Consider the following 21,241-nt stretch of genomic DNA (forward strand, 5'->3'; position numbering starts at 1 on the left):
GAAGCGGAACACCTTCCCCCGGGTAGCGGCAGCGCGACGTACAGCTACGGCGGTTCCTTCGGTACCGTCTGTCCTTTCACGGGTTGGAGAGCTTCGCCTTGTACCTGAAGAGCATGACGCTCCGGGGCTTCAAGTCGTTCGCGTCCGCGACGACGATGAACTTCGAACCAGGCATCACCTGCATCGTCGGGCCGAACGGCTCCGGCAAGTCCAACGTCGTGGACGCACTGGCCTGGGTGATGGGTGAGCAGGGCGCCAAGTCGCTGCGCGGCGGCAAGATGGAGGACGTCATCTTCGCCGGCACCTCCGGCCGCGCCCCGCTGGGTCGCGCCGAGGTGGTGCTCACCATCGACAACACCGACGGCGCACTGCCGATCGAGTACGCCGAGGTGACGATCAGCCGGACGATGTTCCGCAACGGCGGGTCCGACTACCAGATCAACGGCCAGAACTGCCGCCTGCTGGACGTCCAGGAACTGCTCAGCGACTCCGGTATCGGCCGCGAGATGCACGTCATCGTCGGCCAGGGCCAGCTGGACTCGATCCTGCGCGCCACGCCGGAAGGCCGCCGCGGGTTCGTCGAGGAGGCCGCCGGCGTCCTGAAGCACCGCAAGCGCAAGGAAAAGGCGATCCGGAAGCTGGAGGCCACCGAGGGCAACCTGCACCGGCTCGGGGACCTGATCCAGGAGATCCGCCGTCAGTTGAAGCCGCTCGGGCGCCAGGCGGAGGTGGCGCGCCGGGCGGTGACGATCCAGGCGGAGGTCCGGGACGGCCGCGCGCGGCTGCTCGCCGACGACATCGTCCAGGCGCAGTCCGCGCTCGAGGCGGAGCTGCGGGACGAGGCCGCGCTCACCCAGCGGCGGACCGAGACCGAGGCGAAGCTGCACGAGGCCCGCGAGCTGGAGGCCGAGCTGGAGGAGGCGCTCCGCGAGGACGCGCCGGCGCTGCAGGCCGCTCAGGACACCTGGTACCAGCTGTCCGGCTTCGGCGAGAAGATCAAAGGTACGGCGCGAATCGCGGCGGACCGGATCCGGTCGCTGAACGACGAGGCCGAGGACGGGCCACGCTCCGGGCGTGACCCAGAGGAACTCGAACTGGAAGCGGCCCGGGTCCGTGAGACCGAGGCGCAGATCGAGGCCGAGGTCGAGGCGCATTCCGAGCTGCTCGCCGAGTCGGTCGAGCGCCGCCAGCAGCTGGAGGCCCAGGAGGCCGAGGAGGAGCGCCGGATCTCGGCGCTGATCCGGGCCGCCGCGGACCGCCGCGAAGGACTGGCTCGGCTGACCGGTCAGGTGAACGCGCTGAAGAGCCGCGCGGCCGCCGCCGAGTCCGAGATCGGCCGGCTCGCCAACAACCGGCGCGAGGCCGAGCAGCGGGCCGCGAAGGCGCAGCACGATTTCACCGCGCTGGAGACCCAGGTCGCCGGGCTGGATGCCGGCGAGAAGGGCCTCGACGACCAGTACGAGGCCGCCCAGGCGGTTCTGGACGAGCTGGACGAGCGGCTGGCGAAGCTGCGGGCCGAGGAGCGCGACGCCGAGCGTGAGCGCACCGGTCTGGCCGCCCGCAAGGAGGCGCTCGAGCTTGGTCTGAACCGCAAGGACGGGGCCGGCGCGCTGCTGGCCGCGTCGGAGCAGGTCAACGGGCTGATGGGCTCTGTCGCCGCTCTGCTGAGCGTGCGGTCCGGGTACGAGACCGCGATCGCCGCGGCGCTCGGCGAGGCCGCGGACGCCGTCGCCGTCACGCACACCGACGCGGCGCTGCACGCCGTCGGTCACCTCAAGGAGCACGACCTCGGCCGCGCCGGGATGCTCCTCGGCGACGCCCCGGCCGACGACTACGCACTGTGGCCGCCGTTGCCGTACGGAGCGTCGTACGCCGTGGACGTCGTGGAGTGCCCTGAGACCCTGCGACCCGCCCTGCGGCGGCTGCTGCGCAAGGTCGCGGTCGTCGACGACGTGGACGCGGCCCGGTCCCTCCTGCGGAACCTGCCCGACGTCACGTGCACGACGCGCGTCGGCGACGTACTCGGAGCGCATTTCGCGTACGGCGGGTCCGACGCGGCACCGAGCCTGATCGAGGTGCAGTCCGCGGTCGACGAGGCGGCGGAGAAGCTGACCGAGGCGACGGCTCGGAGCGAGCGGCTGCGGTTCGAGCTGCAGGGCCTGGAGGACGAGCGGACCCGCCAGAAGGAGTCCGTCGAGATCACGCTGGCCCGGCTGCACGAGTCGGACGCGTCGATGGCGGCGGTCGCCGAGCAGCTCGGGCACTTCGGGTCGCTGGCGAAGGCGTCCCGCGGTGAGGCCGAGCGGATGGCCGAGGCGATCGCCGCGGCCGAGGAGGAGCGGGACCGGAACCTGTCCGGTCTGGCCGAGCTCGAAGAGCGGCTGACGGACGCCGAGGCGTTCGACGAGGAAGGCGACGAGCCGGACACGTCGCAGCGCGACCGGCTGGCCGAGGAGGCCAAGGCGGGGCGTGCGGCCGAGATGGAGGCGCGGCTGGCGCTGCGGACCACCGAGGAGCGGGCCCGGGCGCTGTCCGGTCGCGCGGACTCGCTGGAGCGCGCGGCCCGGCAGGAGCGCGAGGCGCGGGCCCGGTCGATCGCGCGAGCGGCACGCCGGGCGCGGCAGGCCGAGGCCGCGAACGCCGTACACCTGGCTGCTGGTCACGTGCTGGCGCGGCTGGAGTCGTCGCTGCAGCTGGCGGCGTCCGAGCGGGCGGCGATCCAGGCGCAGCGGGCCGACCGGGAGCAGGCGCTCGCCCAGGCACGCTCCGCGTCGCGGAACCTCAGTTCCGAGCTCGAGCAGCTCACGAACACCGTGCACCGGGACGCGCTGGCGCGGGCCGAGCAGAAGATGCGGCTGGAGGCGCTGTACGAGAAGGCGCTGGGCGAGATCGGTATCGAGGTGGATGCGCTGGTCACGGAGTACGGACCGGACCAGCTGGTGCCGCCGGTGCCGACCGGTGACGACACGCTGGAGCTCGAGGCGGAGCCGTTCAACCGGACGAAGGTCGAGAAGCGGCTCAAGCAGGCAGAGCGGGCTTTGAACCAGCTCGGCAAGATCAACCCGCTCGCGCTCGAGGAGTTCGAGGCGATGGAGGAGCGGCACCGGTTCCTCTCCGAGCAGCTCGAGGACCTGAAGAAGTCCCGGCGGGACCTGATGGACATCGTCAAGGAGGTCGACGAGCGGGTCGAGCAGGTCTTCACCGAGGCGTACCGGGACGTCGAGCTCGCGTTCGAGCACGTCTTCAGCCGGCTGTTCCCGGGCGGCGAGGGCCGGCTCGTCCTGACCGACCCCGACGACATGCTCACCACCGGGATCGACGTCGAGGCCCGCCCGCCGGGCAAGAAGGTCAAGCGGCTGTCGCTGCTGTCCGGTGGTGAGCGTTCGCTGGTCGCGGTCGCGTTCCTGGTCGCCCTGTTCAAGGCGCGCCCGTCGCCGTTCTACATCCTCGACGAGGTCGAGGCCGCGCTGGACGACACCAACCTCGGCCGCCTCCTGGAGATCTACGAGGAACTCCGCGAGAACAGCCAGCTCCTGGTCATCACCCACCAGAAACGCACCATGGAGGTCGCCGACGCCCTCTACGGCGTCACGATGCGCGGCGACGGCGTCTCCGCCGTCATCTCCCAACGCATCCGCGAACCCGAACCGGTCTAGGTTGTACGCAACTGCCGCCACCCAGCTAGCGGGTTGTGTCACCGCTGACTTGCAACAACCCGCCAGCCGCACCACAACCCGCCAGCCGCGTCGGCGCTCGGCCGCCGCACGACGATCTGCAAACAGTCGGGGTCATCGCGTGCGTGCAGCGCTGCGGCACGAGTCGCCGGGCCTCAGGGGACCCGGATCTGGGGAGGATTACTCCCCCGAATTGGGACAAGATCCTCCCCAAGTCTCTTCATCCACTCGACCCAACGCGCTTTCCGGAACATTTCGCCGTCGGCTGGCAGTTATGTTCCGCAAACCTCCACCCCCCGCGGACCGGTCCCAAGCACCCGGCCATCCGCTCGTCTGCCGGGCGGTGCGGTTACCCACGTTCCTGTGGTCAGCCAAACTCCACGACTCGACGCGAACTCGGGTACACCAGCGGGTCAGAGCGACACAGCGCCCGTGCAGGCTCCGCGCTGCGGGCGACGGACCTGTCAGCACAACGGATGTTCACCCTCGCACCTCAACAGATCACCCCTAACGCGAGAGGCTATCCATTCGCATGCAGGGTTCTCCCCTCGCATATCAGTAGAGAACCCTGCATTCGAACGGATATCCGCTCCACCGCAGGTGCATAGGAACAGGCGACCTCGCCTACGCTGATCAGGTGAAGATCATCAGTCAGGCGGAGTTGCAGGACAGCCTCGACGCGGTTCTGGATGCGGTCGAGGCCGGGGAGATGTACCGCATCACGAGCAATGGCACCGAGGTCGCAGAGCTACGCCCGTTGAGTCAGAGGCCGCGCCCGACCACTGCTGAGCTGATTGACGGTCGTCGCCGACTTCCGCAGGGCGACGGGGCCGGACTTCGGGCCGATGGTGACGCGCTCCCCGGGTGAAGCCGCCTGGCCGCAGTGCCTTTGGGCTAAGGGCGCGGCAGGCTGTCGATCCCGTTGGTGGGAAGAAAGCACCGTCGGCATGTGCACATTTGTTTTCCCGCAGGCCGTCATGCATTCCGCCTCAGGAGTTGACGGCGGTCGGAGTTGCCGCACCGGCTCAAAATGGGGATGCTCGTTTACCGGATCCGGCAGTTAGTCCATCCCGGCCCGTGGCTCAGGCGGTGATGGTCATCGACGTCAGTTGGTCGCCGGCGGTTTCGAAGGTGAAGTGGGAGGGGCCGTTGAAGCCCTCGCCGCCGACCTGGGTGAGGATTGTCAGGGGGTTGCCGGGAGTGGTGACCTGGGTGTCGGTGAACGTGGCGCGTTTGCCGATCAGTTCGTTGTCGCTCCAGGAGCGGATCCGGTCGTGGCCGCGGAACTCGCGGCCCCAGTCGTTCACGTAGCCGTCCGCGGCGAACGCCGCCACGAACGCGTCGTTGTCCAGGGCGTCGATCGCGTCGAGCGCGCACTGAACCGCTGCGGGGATCTCTTGGCTCATGCGACCGACGATATCGCTCCCGTTTGAACCGGTCAGAGGATCCGCACGTATGGCGGGTGACGTTCGGACCCGACCGAGGAGCCTGTGATGAAGTCTGTCGTGAAGCGTGTGATGAGTGGGTTGGCCGTCGGTGTGCTCGGGGTGTCCGGGCTGACCGCGTGCGGCAGTGACGACGCGCCGGCAGCCTCCGCGCCGAGCAGCTCCTCCAGCGCGGCCGCTGCCGTGAAGCTGGCGACCGCGACGGTCGGCGACTACGGCAAGATCATTGTCGACGGCAACGGACGGACCGTGTACGTGTTCGACAAGGACACGTCCGGTACGTCGAACTGCTCGGGCGACTGCCTCGCCAAGTGGCCGGTGGTGCCGGCTGGTGACGGCACGCCGCAACTGGAGGGCATCGACGCGTCCCTGGTCAGCACCGTCACCCGCGCGGACGGCAGCAAGCAGTTGGCCGTCAAGGGGCTGCCGCTGTACCTGTTCGCCAGTGACAGCGCGGCCGGCGAGGCCAAGGGACAGGCGGTCGGTGGTGTCTGGTGGGTCGTCGGCGCGGACGGTCAGAAGATCACCACCAAGCCGGGTGGTTCCGGCAATGGCTACGGTTACTGATCTGACTGGTGCCGCCGTGGTGTGGGCGCCCGCTGATCCCGGTATCGTGCGGTCGGTGGCTGACAACCCAGGGCCGCACGACGCCGAGACCCTGATCCGTGCGCTGTACGCCGAGCACGGCCGCAGCCTGCTCGCGTACGCGACCCGCCTGACCGGAGACCGTGCCGCGGCCGAGGACGTCGTACAGGAGACGCTGCTGCGGGCCTGGAAGCACGCGGACGACCTGACCAGCGGCAGAGGGTCTGTGCGGGGCTGGCTGCTGACGGTGGCGCGCAACCTGGTCACCGACCGGGCCCGTGCTCGTGCGGTGCGCCCGACCGAGGTGGCGGACGTCGTGGACAGGCCGCCGGTCACAGGAGACCACTCTGAGTCCGTGGTCAACACCATGGTCGTGATGGATGCGCTGGACAAGGTGTCGCCCGAGCACCGCGAAGTACTCGTGCAGCTGTACTACCGCGGCCGGTCCGTGGCGGAGGCTGCCAAAGAGCTGGGTGTTCCACCCGGTACCGTGAAATCGCGTTCGTACTACGCCCTCCGAGCTCTGCGCGCGGTGATGGCAGGGAAAGCAGCGGAGGTGTCCCATGAGTGAGCACGACCGTACGCAGTTGGGCGCCTACGCCCTCGGCGCTCTGGAGCCGGCCGAGGTAGCGGCCGTCGACGAGCACCTGGCCACCTGTGCGGAGTGCCGCACGGAGCTGGCTGAGCTGACCGAGATGAAGGAGTTCCTGGGAGAGGTCCCACCGGAGGCGTTCCTCGAGGGACCGCCTGAGGGTGGCGACCTGTTGCTGCAGCGCACGCTGCGGGAGGTCCGTGAGCCTCAGGTACTGGAGCCCCAGGTGCAGGCCCCTCCGAAGCGGCGCTCCCGCTGGTTGCTCGTCGCGGCCGCGGTCGTCGTGGTGGCTGGTGCACTCGGCGGAGGCGTTGTACTCGGCCGGTCGACCGCGCCGGATCCCGACCAGCCTGTTGCCGGTTCCAAGCAGGTCACGACGTCCGACACGACCACTGGCGCCACCATGGCTGCCACGGTGGAGCCACGCGCCGGCTGGAGCTGGGTGAGAGTGAACGTGACGGGTCTGAAGGCCGGCGACCAGTGCGAGATGGTCATCACCGACAAGTCCGGTACGAGCTGGGTAGCGGGCAGTTGGCTGGTGTCGGAGAAGGCCGCGAAGGGCGGGAGCGCGTTCGGCGGCGGTGTACTGGTTCCGCCCGATCAGGTGCGTTCAGTGGAGATCAGGACCGTGCAGGGAAAGCACGTGGTGACGGCGACAATCTAGGCACGATCTAACGCCGTTGCGGGACACGAGAGGATGGAGGTGTGGCTACTACCTCCGAGGACCTGCGAGAGCGCCGGAAGAACGCGGCGGACAACTGTGAGCGCTGGCTGTCCCAGCGGCGGGTGCCGGCAGCCGACCGGCTGCGGCAGCTTGCAGATGTCGCCACAGACGATCTCGTCGATGTCTACGGCAACGGTGGTGAGGTAGCAGCGCTGGAGCAGGAGGTGGCGGAGCTGCTGGGCAAGCCGGCCGCGGTGTTCCTGCCGACCGGCATCTTGGCTCAGCAAGGAGTGCTGCGGGTGTACGCCGACCGCGCGGGCACGAGCCGGGTGGCGGTCCACGGGCTCGCACATCTGCTGGTGCACGAGCTCAACGCGCTGGAAGAGGTACACCATCTGCGGATCGAGCGGCTGACGTCAGAACCGCGTCAGCCGCGACCGGACGAGTTGGCCGCGATCCCGGGCGAGCTGGCTGCGGTGACGTTGGAGCTGCCGCTGCGCGATGCCGGGTTCGTACTGCCGACGTGGGACGAGCTGGTCGTGTTCTCCGAGTCCTGCGCGGAGCGCGGCGTACCGCTGCACCTGGACGGTGCGCGGTTGTGGGAGAGCACGCCGTACCTGGAGCACAGCCTCGCTGAGATCGCAGTGCTGGCGTCGACGGTGTACGTGTCGTTCTACAAGGTGCTGGGTGGCATCAGCGGCGCAGCGCTCGCCGGGCCCGAGGACGTCATCGCAGAGGTACGGCGGTGGCAGCGGCGTCTCGGCGGCAACCTGTACTCGCTCTTCCCGTACGCCGTGTCCGCGCGCCAAGGACTCCGCACGGTCCTGCCGCTGATGGACGACCTGCACCAGCGAGCCATCGAGGTCGCAACGGCCTTGCAGAGCGAAGGTTTCCGCGTCTTCCCGGAGCCGCCGCACACCAACTCGTTCCGGGTCTACGCGCCGCGCGCCGCCGAGTCGATCGAGCACGCCGCCGTCGAGCGGATGGAGCGGACGCACGAGGCGCTGTGCGGTCCGTGGCAACCGGCCGACGTACCCGGGTGGTCGTGGGTCGAGCTGGTGATGACACCGGCTTCGCTGGAGTGGCAGGTCGACGAGATCGCCAAGGCGTTCGGGGAACTTTTGCGGCGCTGAGTACGTCAGGCAGTGTGTTGGGTGTGGGGATCCGGGGAGAGAAGTGCTGACATTCGTCGTCACCATGGTGGTTCTGCTGGTTCTGTCGGGGCTCGTGCTCCTGGCTGTGGCACGGGGTGAGGGAAAACATTTCGGGTAGCCTCGCTGGATGAGGCGGCTGATCTTCCAGGAGTACGTGACGCTCGACGGGTACGCGGCGGGGCCGGACGGCGGGCTGGAGTTCTTCGACGCCATCGGCTCGCATCCCGACACCGACAATCTCGAGCTGCTCGAGAGCGTCGACACGATGCTGCTGGGCGCCGAGACGTACCGGTTGTTCGCGGGGTTCTGGCCGACCGAGGCGTCGGCCGGCGAGCCGATCGCGGAGAAGCTCAACGCACTGCGCCTGGTTGTGGTGTCGACCAAGCTGGACAGTGCGCCGTGGGGTCCGTACGAGCCCGGCCTGGTGGTCCGGGACCTGGACGCGGTGCGTGCGCTGAAGGCGGAGCAGACCGGCAAGGACATCATCCTGTGGGGCAGCATCACGCTGTTCCAGTCGCTGCTGCGGGCCGGGCTGGTCGACGAGGTGCAGCTGCGGATCTGCCCGGTGCTGCTCGGAGTGGGCAAGAGCGCCTTCCCGTCCGGCGGTTCGCCGGTGGGCCTGGAGCTGATCGAGGCGCGTCCGTGGGGTGCGGGCGGCGTACTGGTGCGGTACCGGCCGGCTAGCTGACCGCATCGACGATCGCCTGGACGATCGGTGCGGCGATGGTGATCGTCGGCAGGATCAGGAGCGCGGCCGCGGCGGCGTACGTGATCGCCGACAGCGTGGACTCGTTGGCCGCCGGGCCGGCGAGGCGTTGCACTCTCAGCACTGTGGCGGACTTGGCTGCGGCCAGGGCGGCCTCTGGCGCGGGTGAGCCAGCGAGTGCGACCAGGGCGCGGGCCAGTGGACGTGGACCGTTGCGGCGGCGGGCGTCGTCGTCGGCGAGCAGCTCGACCAGTGTGCGTGCCTGCTCCAGCGCAACGTCGCTGCGTACCCAGCGCGGGAAGGCGTGGTGCAGCGCGGTGAACTCCTCCAGCACCAGGTCGTGCCGAGCCCGCAGGTGCGCCTGCTCGTGGGCGAGGACCGCCTTCAGCTCACTGTCGTCCAGCCGGTCCAGCGCACCAACGGACACGACAACCCGCGCTCCACGCAGCGCCGGCAGGCAGTACGCCAGCGGCGTCTCCTCCGCCAGTACTCGCAGTCCTGGGATCAGCCCGTCCGGTGTGGCCAGTACGTCGACCAGATCGCGGTGCCGTTTGCGCCGTGCCCGAGTGCCGACCGCTACTCGTCCGATCGCCCACAGCAGTCGCACTACGACCAGTGCGACCATGGCGAGGATCGCCGCCGCTACCAGGTCCCGTACCGACGACGGATCGAACCGTGGTTCACCAGGGCGACCGGCAATCGAGTACGACAACGCGATACCGGCACCTAGCGCAGCCAGTACGGCGGCCAATGCGATCGCCTGCCAGAGGATGACCGCGGCGCGGGGGACCCGGTAGGGCCAGTCGGAACGAGCCAGCAGCGCCGGTGCCGGGCCGGTGAGTACCAGCGCCAGTACGGCCAGCAGGACCGGGGTGGTCACCCCGTCTGCTCCTGGTCGTCCAGCTTGGACAGGGCCTCGCGGAGCAGCGCCGCTTCCTCATCGGAGACCTGGCCGACGAAACGGACCAGGGCCTCGCGCCGGTCGCCCGCACGGTCGAGTGCGTCCCGCATCAGGTCGGCGGCCAGCTCCTCGCGGGGCGCGGCGGCGCGGTAACGCCAGGCCTTACCGTCCCGCTCGCGCTCGGTCAGCTTCTTCTTCGCCAGCCGGTCCAGAACGGTCATCACGGTGGTGTAGGCGAGCTCACGCGTGCCTGACAGCTGCTCGTGCACCTCGCGCACGGTCAGCGCAGCCGGGGACGCCCAGAGGCGCTCCATCACCAGGCGTTCCAGATCGCCCAAGGGGCGTGGACCCTTCTCCTCACTCGCCACGTGACCAGTATAACTACACGTCGTAGTAGATCCGCGCTAGCATCTACTACGACACGTCGTAGATGGCTGGGAGGCCCTCCCGATGGACACGCTGGATCTGGCCCGGTGGCAGTTCGCGATCACCACCGTGTACCACTTCTTCTTCGTGCCGGTGACGATCTCGCTGGTCGCGATCACCGCCGGCCTGCAGACCGCCTGGTACCGGACCGGGAAGGAGAAGTACCTCCGGTTGACGAAGTTCTACGGGAAGCTGTTCCTGATCAACATCGCGATGGGCGTGGTCACCGGCCTGGTCCAGGAGTTCCAGTTCGGGATGAACTGGAGCGACTACTCCCGGTTCGTCGGCGACGTGTTCGGGGCCCCGCTGGCGCTCGAGGGGCTGCTCGCGTTCTTCCTCGAGTCGACGTTCATCGGCCTGTGGATGTTCGGCTGGGACCGGCTCCCTCGCCTCGTCCATCTCGGGTGCATCTGGATGGTGGTGCTCGGCACGCAGCTCTCGGCGTACTTCATCCTCGCGGCGAACTCGTGGATGCAGAACCCGGTCGGCTTCCGCGTGAATCCCGAGCGGGGCAGGGCCGAGCTGACCGATCTGTGGGCGGTGCTGACCAACAAGGTCGTCCTTGTCACCTTCCCGCACACGATCTTCGCCGCGTTCATGGTCGGCGGCGCGTTCGTCGCCGGTGTCGCGCTGTGGCACCTGGTCCGTCGGCCCGACACGGATCGGGACGTGTTCCGGTCGGCGCTGAAGATCGGCGCGTCGATCGTCCTGGTGGCCAGTGCCGGCGTCGCGATCAGCGGTGACCTGCAGGGCAAGGTGATGACCGAGGTGCAGCCGATGAAGATGGCGGCGGCCGAGGCCCTGTACGAGACCGAGAAGCCGGCGTCGTTCTCGGCGTTCACGATCGGGACCCTGGACGGTTCGAAGGAGATCTTCTCGATCAAGGTGCCGTACCTGTTGTCCTTCCTCGCCACCGGGCACTTCGACGGCGAGGTGAAGGGGATCAACTCGCTGCAGGACGCGTACGAGCAGCTGTACGGACCGGGGTCGTACAAACCGAACATTCCGCTGACCTACTGGACGTTCCGGTTGATGATCGGCGTCGGGATGGCGTCCGCCGCGGTCGCGCTGTGGCTGTTGTGGACCACGCGCCGCGGCCGGGCTCCGACCCGCTGGCTGGTCTGGCTGGCGGCCCCGTTGCCGCTGCTGCCGTTGGCGGCGAACACGTTCGGCTGGATCTTCACCGAGACCGGCCGGCAGCCGTGGCTGGTCTTCGGTCTGTTGCCGACGGCGTCGGGCGTCTCACCCGGTACGACGAGCGGCGAGGTGATCACGTCGCTGGTCGGGTTCACCGCGCTGTACGGCGTTCTCGCGGTGGTCGAGACCAAGCTCCTGCTGCGGACGATCCGGGGTGGCCTGGCCGGGACGGACGCGCCGCCTGAGGAGTCACCGGAGCAGCCCGACAAACCACTGTCGTTCGCGTACTGAGGGGTCTCTGATGGAACTGACGACTGTCTGGTTCGTCGCGATCGCGACGCTGTGGACCGGGTACTTCGTGCTCGAGGGCTTCGATTTCGGAGTCGGGATGCTGTACCGCGTGCTGGGCCGCAACGAGCCGGAACGCCGGGCCGCGATCAGCACGATCGGCCCGGTCTGGGACGGGAACGAGGTCTGGCTGATCATGGCCGGCGCGGCCACTTTCGCGGCGTTCCCGGAGTGGTACGCGACGCTGTTCAGCGGGTTCTACCTGCCGTTGTTCGCGATCCTGGTAGGGCTGATCCTGCGCGGCGTCGCACTCGAGTACCGCGGCAAACGGGACGAGCCGGTGTGGCGCGCGCGGATGGACGCGATGATCGTCGCCGGGTCGGTGCTGCCCGCGCTGCTCTGGGGCGTTGCCTTCGGCAACATCGTCCGCGGCGTACCGCTCGACGCTTCGCATGAGTACGTCGGCGGCCTCGGGACACTGCTCAACCCGTTTGCCCTGCTCGGCGGCCTGACCTTCGTCGCGGTGTTCGTCACGCACGGCGCGATCTTCCTCGCGCTGCGGACGACCGGCGACCTGCGCGTTCGCGCCAACCGGCTCGCGACCCGCACCGGCGCTGTCGCCGCGGTCCTGACGATCGCCTTCCTCGCGTGGGCGCAGGCGTTGCGCGGAGACACCGTCTCGATCGTCGTGACTGTCGCCGCGGTGGTGGCGTTCGCCGGCGGCCTGGTCGCGAACCTCCTGCGCCGCGAGGGCTGGGCCTTCGTCGGTACGACGCTCGCGATCGGACTGGCCGTGGTGTCGTTGTTCGTCGCGCTGTTCCCGGATGTGATGCCGTCGACGCTCGATCCGGGTTCGACGCTGACCGCGGTCGAGGCGGCGTCGTCGGCGTACACGTTGAAGGCGTTGACGATCATCACGGCGATCTTCATGCCGCTGGTGCTGCTGTACCAGGGCTGGACGTACTGGGTGTTCCGCAAGCGGGTCGTGGTCGCATGAAGCCGCTCGACCCGCGGTTGCTGAAGCGGGCCCGTGGCGCCCGGGACTTCCTGGCCGCGTCGGTACTGATCGGCATCGTCAGTGGCGTGCTGATCATCGTGCAGGCAGTGCTGCTCGCTCACGGCATCGCCGGCGTCGTACTGCGAGGCAGCTCGGTGACTGCTGTGGCCTGGGGGCTGGCAGCAGTCGTTGCAGGTCGGGGGGTGCTGGTGTGGGTGCAGGAGGTGGTCGCACAGCGCGCAGCCGCCGCGGTGAAGTCCACGCTGCGGCGGCAGGTGCTGGAGCACTCGCTGAAGCTAGGACCGGTCTGGCTGAGTGGTGAACGCAGCAGTGCGCTGACAACCCTGCTCACTAAGGGCTTGGACGATCTGGACCCGTACTTCGCCCGCTACCTGCCGCAGCTCGTCCTAGCGGCCACTGTGCCCGCAGGCGTGATCGGTTGGATGGCAACCGGTGACCTGATCGCCGCTGGCACAGTGCTGATCACTCTGCCGCTGATCCCGATCTTCATGGCCCTGATCGGCTGGGTGACACAGGCGCGCAGCCGGCAACGTCAGCACGCGCTGGCCGTGCTGGCGCATCACTTCGCGGACGTCGTCGGCGGACTAACCACGCTGAAGCTGTTCGGCCGCGCGAAGTCGCAGGAGTCCGCGGTACGCCGGGTGACCGACCAGCACCGCGCTGCGTCGATGGGGAGCTTGCGGCTCGCGTTCCTGTCCTCGTTCGCGTTGGAGCTGCTGGCGAGCCTGTCGGTCGCCTTGGTCGCAGTTGGTGTTGGTCTGCGGCTGGTTGACGGAAAGCTCGGGCTCGAGACCGCGTTGATGGTGCTGATCCTTGCGCCGGAGGCGTACCTGCCGTTGCGACAGGTCGGCATGCAGTTCCACGCGAGCGCGGACGGGGTCGCGGCGAGCGAGGAGGTGTTCCGCGTGCTGGAGACACCGTTGCCCGCGCGTGGCGAGCGCACCGACGTACCCGATCTGCGGGTGAGTCCGCTCTACCTGTACGACGTGACGGTGACCTACCCGGGGCGGGAGGCGCCGGCGCTGCAGGGGTTCGATCTGGAGTTGCGGCCGGGGGAGGTGGTGGCTCTGACCGGACCGAGTGGTGCTGGGAAGTCGACAGTGCTCGCCGTACTGCTCGGGTTTGTGGAGCCGGAGCGCGGTGTGGTCGTTGCTGCAGGCAGTGCAGCGGATGAGTTCGATCCGGTGGTGTGGCGCCGCCAGTTCGCGTGGGTCCCGCAGCGTCCCGGCCTGCGGTTGGGGACGGTGGCCGATAACGTGCGGTTGGGTCGGCCGGACGCTTCGGACGACGAGGTTCGCTTGGCGCTCATCACTGCAGGCGCAGGCGAACTGCAACTGGACAAGGCGGTTGGAGAGCAAGGCCAGCAGCTCTCAGGTGGCCAGCAGCGTCGAGTTGCCCTGGCCCGTGCGCTGATCACCGACGCCCCGGTCCTCCTGCTCGACGAACCGACAGCCGGTCTGGACGCCGACACCGAGGCCGCCGTCATCACCAGCCTCCGCTCCACCGGCCGCACAGTCCTCCTGGTAGCCCACCGCCCCACCCTGATCACCACCGCCGACCGCACAGTCACCGTAGGCGTCCGAGAGTTGGTGAACGCATGAAGAGCCTGCAGTTGGCGCGCCCGCAGCGTGCCGTGATGTGGCGCCTGTTGCTGGCGCTGGTGCTTGGTGTCCTGGCTGCCGGGTCAGCTGTGGCCCTGCTCGCCACCTCGGCCTGGCTGATCACAGCAGCGTCGGCGCAACCACCCGTCTTGTTGCTGATGGTCCCGATCGTGGCAGTGCGTGCCTTCGGTGTGGGGCGCGGCGTCTTCCGGTACGTCGAACGGCTCGTCGGGCACGATGCGGCGTACCGGGTGCTGGGGGAGACTCGTGCGCGCATCACCGGGCGTCTGGAGAAGCTCGCACCACTCGGTTCACAGCGGAAGGGTGATCTGCTCGCCCGGCTCGTGCTGGACGTAGATGCGGTCCTCGACCTCTGGCTACGGGTGCTCCTACCCATTGCGGTCGCCACCGTCACAGCAGCAGCCACGGTAGGCCTCCTCGCGATGCTGCTTCCGGCAGCTGGCGCCGCTGTCGCACTGGCGGTCCTGATCGCGTGCACCGTCGTACCGTGGCTGACTGCCCGCACCGCCGAGCGAGCCGAGCGCAACCTAGCTGGTGCCCGTGGCGACGTCGCAGCCACTACGACCGAGTCCCTGCTCACCGCAGCCGATGTGGTCGCCTACAACGCGATCGACTCGGTGCTGGACGACTTCAGCCGCCGCGACGCGCATCTGGCGGCCGCGGAACGCCGGTCCGCCTGGAGCGCCGGCCTCGGCAGTGCCCTGCTCGTCCTGTGCGTCGGCGGCGCCAGCGTGGCCGCACTGGTCCTCGGCAGTACGGCGAACATCACCGGCGCAGTCTTCGCCGTACTGGTCCTCACCCCGCTCGCACTGGCCGACGTACTCGGCGGAATCCCGGCAGCCGCCCAACTGGCCATCCGGGTACGGGCGTCGCTCGACAGGGTGCAGGAACTCGTAGACACCCCCGCGCCGGTCAGCGAGCCGATCAGCCCACTGCCCCTCCCCGCAGGACGCGACCTGCAGGTGAATCTGCTGCGAGCCGGGTACGACGGCGCCGACGTACTCACTGGACTCAGCCTGGACATGCCGGCCGGGAGCCGTGTGGTGATCACCGGATCGAGCGGCTCGGGCAAGAGCACGCTGGCCTCGGTACTGCTCCGGTTCCTCGAGCCTCGCGGGGGAGAGGTGCTGCTGGACGGTGTGGACCTGGCCAGGCTCGAAGGCGACCAGGTGCGGTCCGTGGTCGGGCTGCTGACCCAGGAGAGCCATGTGTTCGACACGAGCATCCGGGAGAACCTGCTGCTCGCGAAGCCGGGTGCCAGCGACCTGCAGCTGTGGAAGGCGCTCTACCGGGCCCGGCTCGGGGTGCTCGTCGAGAAGCTGCCGGAAGGGCTCGACACCCTGGTAGGCGAGCACGGCGCGCGGCTGTCGGGTGGTGAGCGCCAGCGGCTCGCGTTCGCGCGGCTGCTGCTGGCCGATCGCGACGTACTGGTGCTCGACGAGCCCACCGAGCACCTGGACGAGGAGACCGGGCGGGCGCTGCTCGCCGACGTGTTCGGAGCGGCGGCCGGCCGGACCGTGGTCCTGCTCACCCATCGCCCCGAGTTGGTGCCTCCTCACGTACCGCGACAACTGGTTTGCCTGACGTGACAAATGCGGGCGGCGGGCCCGGTGTCTGTCAAGATGGGGAACCGTGACCTCACTGCTCGTTTCTCTGCTCACCGACCAGGCTCTGCTGACGATCGTCGTGGTGATCGCGGTCGTTCTGGTCGTCGGAACCACCGGTCTGGTCGTCGCCCGGCGCCGCCGCGCCGAGCTGCCGGCGGAGGCCCCTAAGGCCGCGGTCGAGGCCGCTGAGCCGAAGGTCGGTGAGGACGCGGAGGAACCGCGGGACACCCCGACCCGCACGCTGGAGGACACCGAGCTACCGGAGCCCGCGGCGACCGCGACGATCGAGAAGCCCGAGTCCGCGCAGGGCCGGCTGGTCCGGCTCCGCGCCCGGCTGGCGCGCTCGCAGGGCTCCCTCGGCAAGGGGCTGCTCGCGCTGCTGTCCCGCGACAAGCTCGACGAGGAGGCGTGGGAGGACATCGAGACCACGCTCATCACCGCTGACGTCGGTGTGGCGCCCACGCAGGAGCTGGTCGAGAAGCTGCGCACCCGCATGCGCGTCGAGGGCGTCGGGGCCGCACAGGCCCGGGAGATCCTCCGCGAGGAGCTGATCGACCTGGTCGACCCGTCGCTGGACCGGTCGCTCAACGCGAGCCGCAAGGACGGGCAGCCTGCCGTCGTGCTGATGGTCGGGGTCAACGGCACCGGCAAGACCACCACCGTCGGCCGTTTGGCCCGCGTACTGATCGCCGAGGACAAGAAGGTCGTTCTGGGCGCCGCGGATACCTTCCGCGCGGCCGCCGCCGACCAGCTGCAGACCTGGGGTGAGCGCGTCGGCGCCCGCACCGTACGCGGTCCGGAGGGCGGCGACCCGGCGAGCGTCGCGTTCGACTCGGTCAAGGAAGGCATCGCGGACGACGCCGACGTCGTACTGGTCGACACGGCCGGCCGCCTGCACACCAAGACCGGCCTGATGGACGAGCTCGGCAAGGTCAAGCGCGTCATCGAGAAGGCAGCCGAAGTGGACGAGGTACTGCTCGTCATCGACGCCACCACCGGTCAGAACGGCCTCACCCAGGCCCGCGTGTTCGCGGAGGTCATCAACGTCACCGGGCTGGTCCTGACCAAGCTGGACGGTACGGCGAAGGGCGGCATCGTGATCGCGGTGCAGCGCGAACTCGGCGTACCGGTCAAGCTGGTCGGCCTCGGTGAGGGTCCGGACGACCTTGCCCCGTTCGAGCCCGAACAATTCGTCGACGCGTTGCTGGACTGATGTAGAGAACCCTCGACCGGCTCCGTCTCCCGGGTAAAGGCTCTACTAGGAGGAGATGACATGACCAAGTTCATGCTGTTGATGAACATGGACGGCGGCAACTGCGAGACCCCGATGCTGGAGTGGGACGAGGCCGACATGAAGGCCCACATGGACCACCTCGGCGAGGGCATCGAGCGACTGCGGCAGAGCGGCGAGCTGGTCGAGGTCCAGGGGCTGACCTGGCCGTCGCACGCCAAGGTGGTGCGGGCGGCCAGCGTGACCGCGCCCGTGCTGACGGACGGTCCGTACGCCGAGTCCAAGGAGGTCCTGGCCGGCTACACGATGATCGACGTGGAGTCGGAGGAGCGGGCCTACGAGATCGCGGCGTGGCAGTCGGCCGCACCCGGTCCCGGCGGCGTGCCGATCGAGCAACCGATCGAGGTCCGCCGCGTGATGGAGTCGGATGCCGATCTCCACGACTTCTGAACCGGACGGCGAGCTCGAGGACCTGCTGCGGGAGCTGACGCCGCGGGTCCTCGGCGCCGTCGTGCGGTGGTCCGGTGACTTCGCCGCGGCCGAGGACGCGGTCCAGGAGGCACTGCTCGCGGCAGCCACCACCTGGCCGCGGGCCGGCCGGCCGGACAATCCGAAGAGCTGGCTGATCCAAACGGCCTCCCGGCGGCTGATCGACGAGGTCCGCCAGCAGCAGGCGCGTCGGCGCCGCGAGGAGCGCGCCGCGCTGCGAGAGGTTCCGGCCGGCGAGGTCGAGGAGCACGACGACACGCTCCGATTGCTGTTCCTGTGCTGCCACCCGACGCTGACACCGGCCTCGGCGATCGCACTGACCCTGCGGGCGGTCGGCGGCCTCACCACGGCCGAGATCGCCACGGCGTACCTCGTGCCGGAGGCAACGATGGCGCAGCGGATCAGCAGGGCGAAGTCGAAGCTCAAGGGCTCCAGCTTCGAACTGGACGCCGACCCGGACCGGCTGCGCAACGTGCTGCACGTGCTGTACCTGATGTTCAACGAGGGCTACACCAGCACCAGTGGTCCGGAGCTGCACCGCAGCGACCTCTCCAGCGAGGCGATTCGTCTGACGCGCGCCGTCCGCACTCAGTTGCCGGACGACGGACAGGTCGTCGGACTGCTCGCTCTGATGTTGCTGACCGACGCCCGGCGCACAGCGCGGACCGGTAAGGGCGGGGAGATCATCCCGCTGGCTGAGCAGGACAGGTCGCTCTGGGACCACGACGCCATCACAGAAGGCGTGGCACTCGCGGTCGAGGCGTTCGGCACGCCTCCGCTGGGCGAGTACCAGATCCAGGCAGCGATCGCGGCGTTGCACGACGAGGTGGACCGCGCCGAGGACACCGACTGGCCGCAGATCCTCGGGCTGTACGGCCTCCTCGAGGACCTGTCCGGGAACCCGATGGTGAAGCTCAACCGCGCGATCGCCGCCGCCATGGTGGACGGACCGGACGCCGGCCTGAAGCTCCTCGCACCGCTGGACGACGAGCTGGCCGGCCACTACCGGCTCGACGCCACCCGCGGACACCTCTACGAGATGCGCGGCGACCGCGAGACCGCCGCCGAGCACTTCCGGGCGGCGGCCCGCGGTACGACGAGCTTGCCGGAACGCGACTACCTGATGACCAAGGCCGCGTCCCTCAGCTAGCAGTACTGCGCGAACGCCGCGGCGAGGTCGTCGTCTGTTGCCAGGAGCAACCGGAGCAGGACACGTGCCTTGTACGGGTCGAGGAACCCGCCGTCGATCAGACCGCGTTGCAGCAGGTCGATCTCCGAGCCGGGAGAGTTGTACGTGTTACGGACGATCGAGCCGGCGCCAGTGCGTGACGTGAGCACCACCGGCATCCGGGCCGCCAGCTCGCCGAGAACGGGCGCCAACGCAGCAGGCACGTGCCCAACGCCGTACCCGGCGACGACGAGCCCCTGGTGGGTGTCGGCCAGGCCCTGCAGCAGCAGGCCGTCGTCGTCGAGTGTGACGGTGTAGAGCGCGACGTGGATGTTGTCGAGCTCGGCGGGCTCAGCACTGCCCTGTACGCCGTCCAGCCGCAGCGGCCGCGTGAGTACGCGCACCTGGTCTTCGACGACATGGCCGATCGGACCGGTGTTCGGTGAGACGAACGTCGCCGTACTCGTGCTGTGCGTCTTGCGCACCCAGCGGGCCGCGTGGATCTCTTCCTTGAAGACGACCAGTGCGCCGAGGTCACGTGCCGCGGGGGAGCAGGCGACGCGCAGCGCGGCCAGCAGGTTCGCAGGGCCGTCAGGACCGGCCAGCGTCGGGTTGCGCATCGCACCGGTGAACACGAGCGGCTGCGGGTGCGGCCAGACCAGGTCGGCGAGGAAGGAGCTCTCTTCGAGGGTGTCGGTTCCCTGGGTGACGACGACGCCCACGGCCCCGGCGGCGACGGCCTTGGAGGCGGCGTCGACGACCTCGAGCAGCTTGGCGGCCGTCAGGTTGGCGCTGGGCACCTTCTCGATGTCCTGGATCTCGACCGGACGACCGAGCTCGCGCAGCCCCGGCATCGCCGCGGTCAGGTCGTCACCGGTCAGGCGATGGGTACCGGCCATCGAAATGGTCCCGCCCAGCGTGAACAACGCAACGCTCACTAGGTCTCTCCTCAGGTCGTGCGAGCTCGGACGTGCATCCGCTCCCCTTGCGGGCCGTACAGACATAGCACCTCGGTCGGTCCAGGGCCCGGATTGGAGAACCAGTGCGGCACCCGGCAGTCGAACTCGACCGCTTCACCCTCCTTGACGATGAAGTCCTGGTCACCGAGTTTCAGCCGGATTCGGCCCGACAGCACGTAGAACCAGTCGTAGCCCTCGTGGGTCTTCTGCACCACGTCGTTGCCCGGGTATCCGGCCGGCAGGATCTGCTTGAACGCCTGCAAGCCGCCCGGTCGCCGGCTCAGCGGGATGTGAATGGTGCCATGCCGCTTGATCGGCTTCTGGTAGATCCGCGGGTCTCCCGTCGGCGGTGCGTCCACCAACTCGTCCAGCTGCACCTGATGCGCCCTGGCCAGCGGCAGCAGCAGCTCCAGCGTCGGCCGGCGCTGTCCGGACTCCAGCCGGGACAGCGTGCTCACGGAGATGCCGGTCGTCTCGGACAGCTGCGCGAGCGTGGTGCCACGCTCGGCCCGGAGCGCCCGCAGCCGCGGTCCGACCGACTCGAGAACGTCCTCGTCGTTTGCCATACCGGCAACATTACTTGTCGAAAATGAAAATCACCACGCACCCTCGGGGTATGAGTTCTCAAATGAAGTACGACGTGATCGTGATCGGCGGCGGCGCGGCCGGGCTGAGCGGTGCCCTGGCGCTGGTCCGGTTCCGCCGGTCGGTCCTGGTGATCGACGACGGTACGCCGCGCAACGCGCCCGCCGACGGCGTCCACAACTTCCTGACCCGTGACGGCGTACCGCCCCGGGAGATCTACGCCGTCGGCCGCCAGGAGGTGCAGGGGTACGGCGGCGAGTTCGTGGACGGCACGGTGACCACCGCGTCGCGCGATGACGACGGGTTCACGGTCGGGCTGGCCGACGGTACGACGTACCGGGGCAGGCGGCTGCTGGTGACGACAGGGCTGACCGACGTGCTGCCCGACGTACCTGGGCTGGCGGAGCGTTGGGGGAAGGACGTGGTGCACTGCCCGTACTGCCACGGCTGGGAGGTGCGGGACCAGGCCATCGGCGTGCTGGCGACCAGCTCCATGGCGATGCACCAGGTGCAGCTCTTCCGGCAGTTGAGTGATGACGTGACGCTGTTCCTGCACACTGCGCCGGAGCCGACCGAGGAGCAGTGGGAGGAGTTGGCTGCGCGCGGAATCGCCGTAGTACAAGGGAAGGTCGAGCAGGTCGAGATCACTGCCGGCCGGATCACCGGTGTGCGGCTGGAGGGCGGCAAGGTCGTTCCGCGCCAGGCACTGGCGATTCAGACGACCATTCGGGCACGTGCCGGCTTCCTGGCCGACCTGGGCCTGGAGACCACTCTGGTGGAGGCGAACGGCGTAGAGGTCGGTACTGCGATCCAGGTCGACGGCATGGGTGCCACACAGGTCCCCGGTGTCTTCGCCGCCGGCAACGTCAGCAACCCGATGGCGCAGGTCATGCCGTCCGCAGCGGCCGGATTGGCTGCCGCAGGTGGTATCAACTTCGATCTGATCACCGAAGAGACGCGTCTGGCTGTAGCAGCGCGCAGTAGTTGAGG

The 21,241-nt window shown here is 69.0% G+C and carries 20 protein-coding genes; 15 read left to right on the forward strand and 5 right to left on the reverse strand.

Annotation, left to right across the window (positions count from 1 at the left end):
• Positions 1-98 precede the first annotated feature (98 nt).
• Both smc and E0H92_RS30460 read left to right on the forward strand, forming a co-directional pair.
• Positions 99-3,656 carry a chromosome segregation protein SMC gene (gene smc, locus E0H92_RS30455; RefSeq protein ID WP_165550117.1) on the forward strand — a complete coding sequence of 1,186 codons (3,558 nt, stop codon included), beginning with the start codon at positions 99-101 and terminating at the stop codon, positions 3,654-3,656.
• A gap of 655 nt (positions 3,657-4,311) precedes the next feature.
• Complete coding sequence (locus E0H92_RS30460) at positions 4,312-4,542, forward strand: type II toxin-antitoxin system Phd/YefM family antitoxin (RefSeq protein WP_131498676.1); 231 nt, start codon at positions 4,312-4,314, stop codon at positions 4,540-4,542.
• Positions 4,543-4,756: 214 nt separating this feature from the next.
• Here the strand turns inward: E0H92_RS30460 and E0H92_RS30465 are convergent, their stop codons facing one another.
• Positions 4,757-5,080, reverse strand: coding sequence for a nuclear transport factor 2 family protein (locus E0H92_RS30465; RefSeq protein WP_131498677.1), 324 nt, complete (start codon positions 5,078-5,080; stop codon positions 4,757-4,759).
• Positions 5,081-5,167: 87 nt separating this feature from the next.
• Here E0H92_RS30465 and E0H92_RS30470 point away from each other — a divergent pair, with 87 nt between their 5' ends.
• The 5 genes from E0H92_RS30470 to E0H92_RS30490 all read left to right on the forward strand — a co-directional run bounded on the left by E0H92_RS30470 (position 5,168) and on the right by E0H92_RS30490 (position 8,802).
• Complete coding sequence (locus tag E0H92_RS30470; protein ID WP_131463941.1) at positions 5,168-5,686, forward strand: COG4315 family predicted lipoprotein; 519 nt, start codon at positions 5,168-5,170, stop codon at positions 5,684-5,686.
• Positions 5,687-5,741: 55 nt separating this feature from the next.
• Positions 5,742-6,275: a sigma-70 family RNA polymerase sigma factor gene (locus E0H92_RS30475; protein WP_272948515.1), complete on the forward strand. Its 534-nt coding sequence runs from the start codon at positions 5,742-5,744 to the stop codon at positions 6,273-6,275.
• Positions 6,268-6,960 (forward strand): anti-sigma factor family protein, encoded by a 693-nt coding sequence (locus tag E0H92_RS30480; protein ID WP_131463943.1) that lies wholly within the window; start codon positions 6,268-6,270, stop codon positions 6,958-6,960. Before E0H92_RS30475 ends, E0H92_RS30480 begins: the two co-directional genes overlap by 8 nt.
• 41 nt (positions 6,961-7,001) lie before the next feature.
• On the forward strand, positions 7,002-8,093 hold the full coding sequence (locus tag E0H92_RS30485) for a threonine aldolase family protein (protein ID WP_131498678.1): 1,092 nt from the start codon (positions 7,002-7,004) through the stop codon (positions 8,091-8,093).
• A gap of 148 nt (positions 8,094-8,241) precedes the next feature.
• Positions 8,242-8,802: a dihydrofolate reductase family protein gene (locus E0H92_RS30490; protein ID WP_131498679.1), complete on the forward strand. Its 561-nt coding sequence runs from the start codon at positions 8,242-8,244 to the stop codon at positions 8,800-8,802.
• Here the strand turns inward: E0H92_RS30490 and E0H92_RS30495 are convergent.
• Both E0H92_RS30495 and E0H92_RS30500 read right to left on the reverse strand, forming a co-directional pair.
• Entirely contained in the window at positions 8,795-9,700 is a 906-nt protein-coding gene (locus tag E0H92_RS30495; protein WP_131498680.1) for a M56 family metallopeptidase, read from the reverse strand. The two genes, E0H92_RS30490 and E0H92_RS30495, sit on opposite strands and share 8 nt — an antisense overlap.
• Complete coding sequence (locus E0H92_RS30500) at positions 9,697-10,089, reverse strand: BlaI/MecI/CopY family transcriptional regulator (RefSeq protein WP_131498681.1); 393 nt, start codon at positions 10,087-10,089, stop codon at positions 9,697-9,699. Before E0H92_RS30500 ends, E0H92_RS30495 begins: the two co-directional genes overlap by 4 nt.
• An 82-nt stretch (positions 10,090-10,171) precedes the next feature.
• Here E0H92_RS30500 and E0H92_RS30505 point away from each other — a divergent pair, with 82 nt between their 5' ends.
• From E0H92_RS30505 to E0H92_RS30535, 7 genes are read left to right on the forward strand one after another with little or no spacing between them, the layout of a single operon-like run.
• The gene (locus tag E0H92_RS30505) at positions 10,172-11,575 is read left to right on the forward strand and encodes a cytochrome ubiquinol oxidase subunit I (protein ID WP_131498682.1); all 1,404 of its coding nucleotides are present in this window, start codon (positions 10,172-10,174) and stop codon (positions 11,573-11,575) included.
• A gap of 10 nt (positions 11,576-11,585) precedes the next feature.
• Positions 11,586-12,569, forward strand: coding sequence for a cytochrome d ubiquinol oxidase subunit II (gene cydB / locus E0H92_RS30510; protein ID WP_131498683.1), 984 nt, complete (start codon positions 11,586-11,588; stop codon positions 12,567-12,569).
• On the forward strand, positions 12,566-14,191 hold the full coding sequence (gene cydD, locus E0H92_RS30515) for a thiol reductant ABC exporter subunit CydD (protein ID WP_131498684.1): 1,626 nt from the start codon (positions 12,566-12,568) through the stop codon (positions 14,189-14,191). Before cydB ends, cydD begins: the two co-directional genes overlap by 4 nt.
• Positions 14,188-15,801: a thiol reductant ABC exporter subunit CydC gene (gene cydC / locus E0H92_RS30520; protein ID WP_131498685.1), complete on the forward strand. Its 1,614-nt coding sequence runs from the start codon at positions 14,188-14,190 to the stop codon at positions 15,799-15,801. The genes cydD and cydC overlap by 4 nt, the downstream gene beginning before the upstream one ends.
• Before the next feature lie 43 nt (positions 15,802-15,844).
• Positions 15,845-17,032: a signal recognition particle-docking protein FtsY gene (gene ftsY / locus E0H92_RS30525; protein ID WP_202873911.1), complete on the forward strand. Its 1,188-nt coding sequence runs from the start codon at positions 15,845-15,847 to the stop codon at positions 17,030-17,032.
• Between the two features lie 60 nt (positions 17,033-17,092).
• Positions 17,093-17,500, forward strand: coding sequence for a YciI family protein (locus tag E0H92_RS30530; RefSeq protein ID WP_131291840.1), 408 nt, complete (start codon positions 17,093-17,095; stop codon positions 17,498-17,500).
• A complete protein-coding gene (locus E0H92_RS30535) occupies positions 17,478-18,689 on the forward strand; it encodes an RNA polymerase sigma factor (RefSeq protein ID WP_131498686.1) in 1,212 nt (403 codons plus the stop codon). Before E0H92_RS30530 ends, E0H92_RS30535 begins: the two co-directional genes overlap by 23 nt.
• On the opposite strand, the gene E0H92_RS30540 is transcribed toward E0H92_RS30535, so the two are convergent.
• Positions 18,686-19,645: an asparaginase gene (locus E0H92_RS30540; RefSeq protein ID WP_131498687.1), complete on the reverse strand. Its 960-nt coding sequence runs from the start codon at positions 19,643-19,645 to the stop codon at positions 18,686-18,688. The two genes, E0H92_RS30535 and E0H92_RS30540, sit on opposite strands and share 4 nt — an antisense overlap.
• Before the next feature lie 11 nt (positions 19,646-19,656).
• Positions 19,657-20,232 (reverse strand): helix-turn-helix domain-containing protein, encoded by a 576-nt coding sequence (locus E0H92_RS30545; RefSeq protein ID WP_131498688.1) that lies wholly within the window; start codon positions 20,230-20,232, stop codon positions 19,657-19,659.
• Positions 20,233-20,282: 50 nt separating this feature from the next.
• Here E0H92_RS30545 and E0H92_RS30550 point away from each other — a divergent pair, with 50 nt between their 5' ends.
• Entirely contained in the window at positions 20,283-21,239 is a 957-nt protein-coding gene (locus E0H92_RS30550; protein ID WP_131498689.1) for an NAD(P)/FAD-dependent oxidoreductase, read from the forward strand.
• Positions 21,240-21,241: the final 2 nt, after the last annotated feature.

The organism is Kribbella speibonae, from assembly GCF_004331375.1.
Lineage (GTDB): Bacteria > Actinomycetota > Actinomycetes > Propionibacteriales > Kribbellaceae > Kribbella > Kribbella sindirgiensis.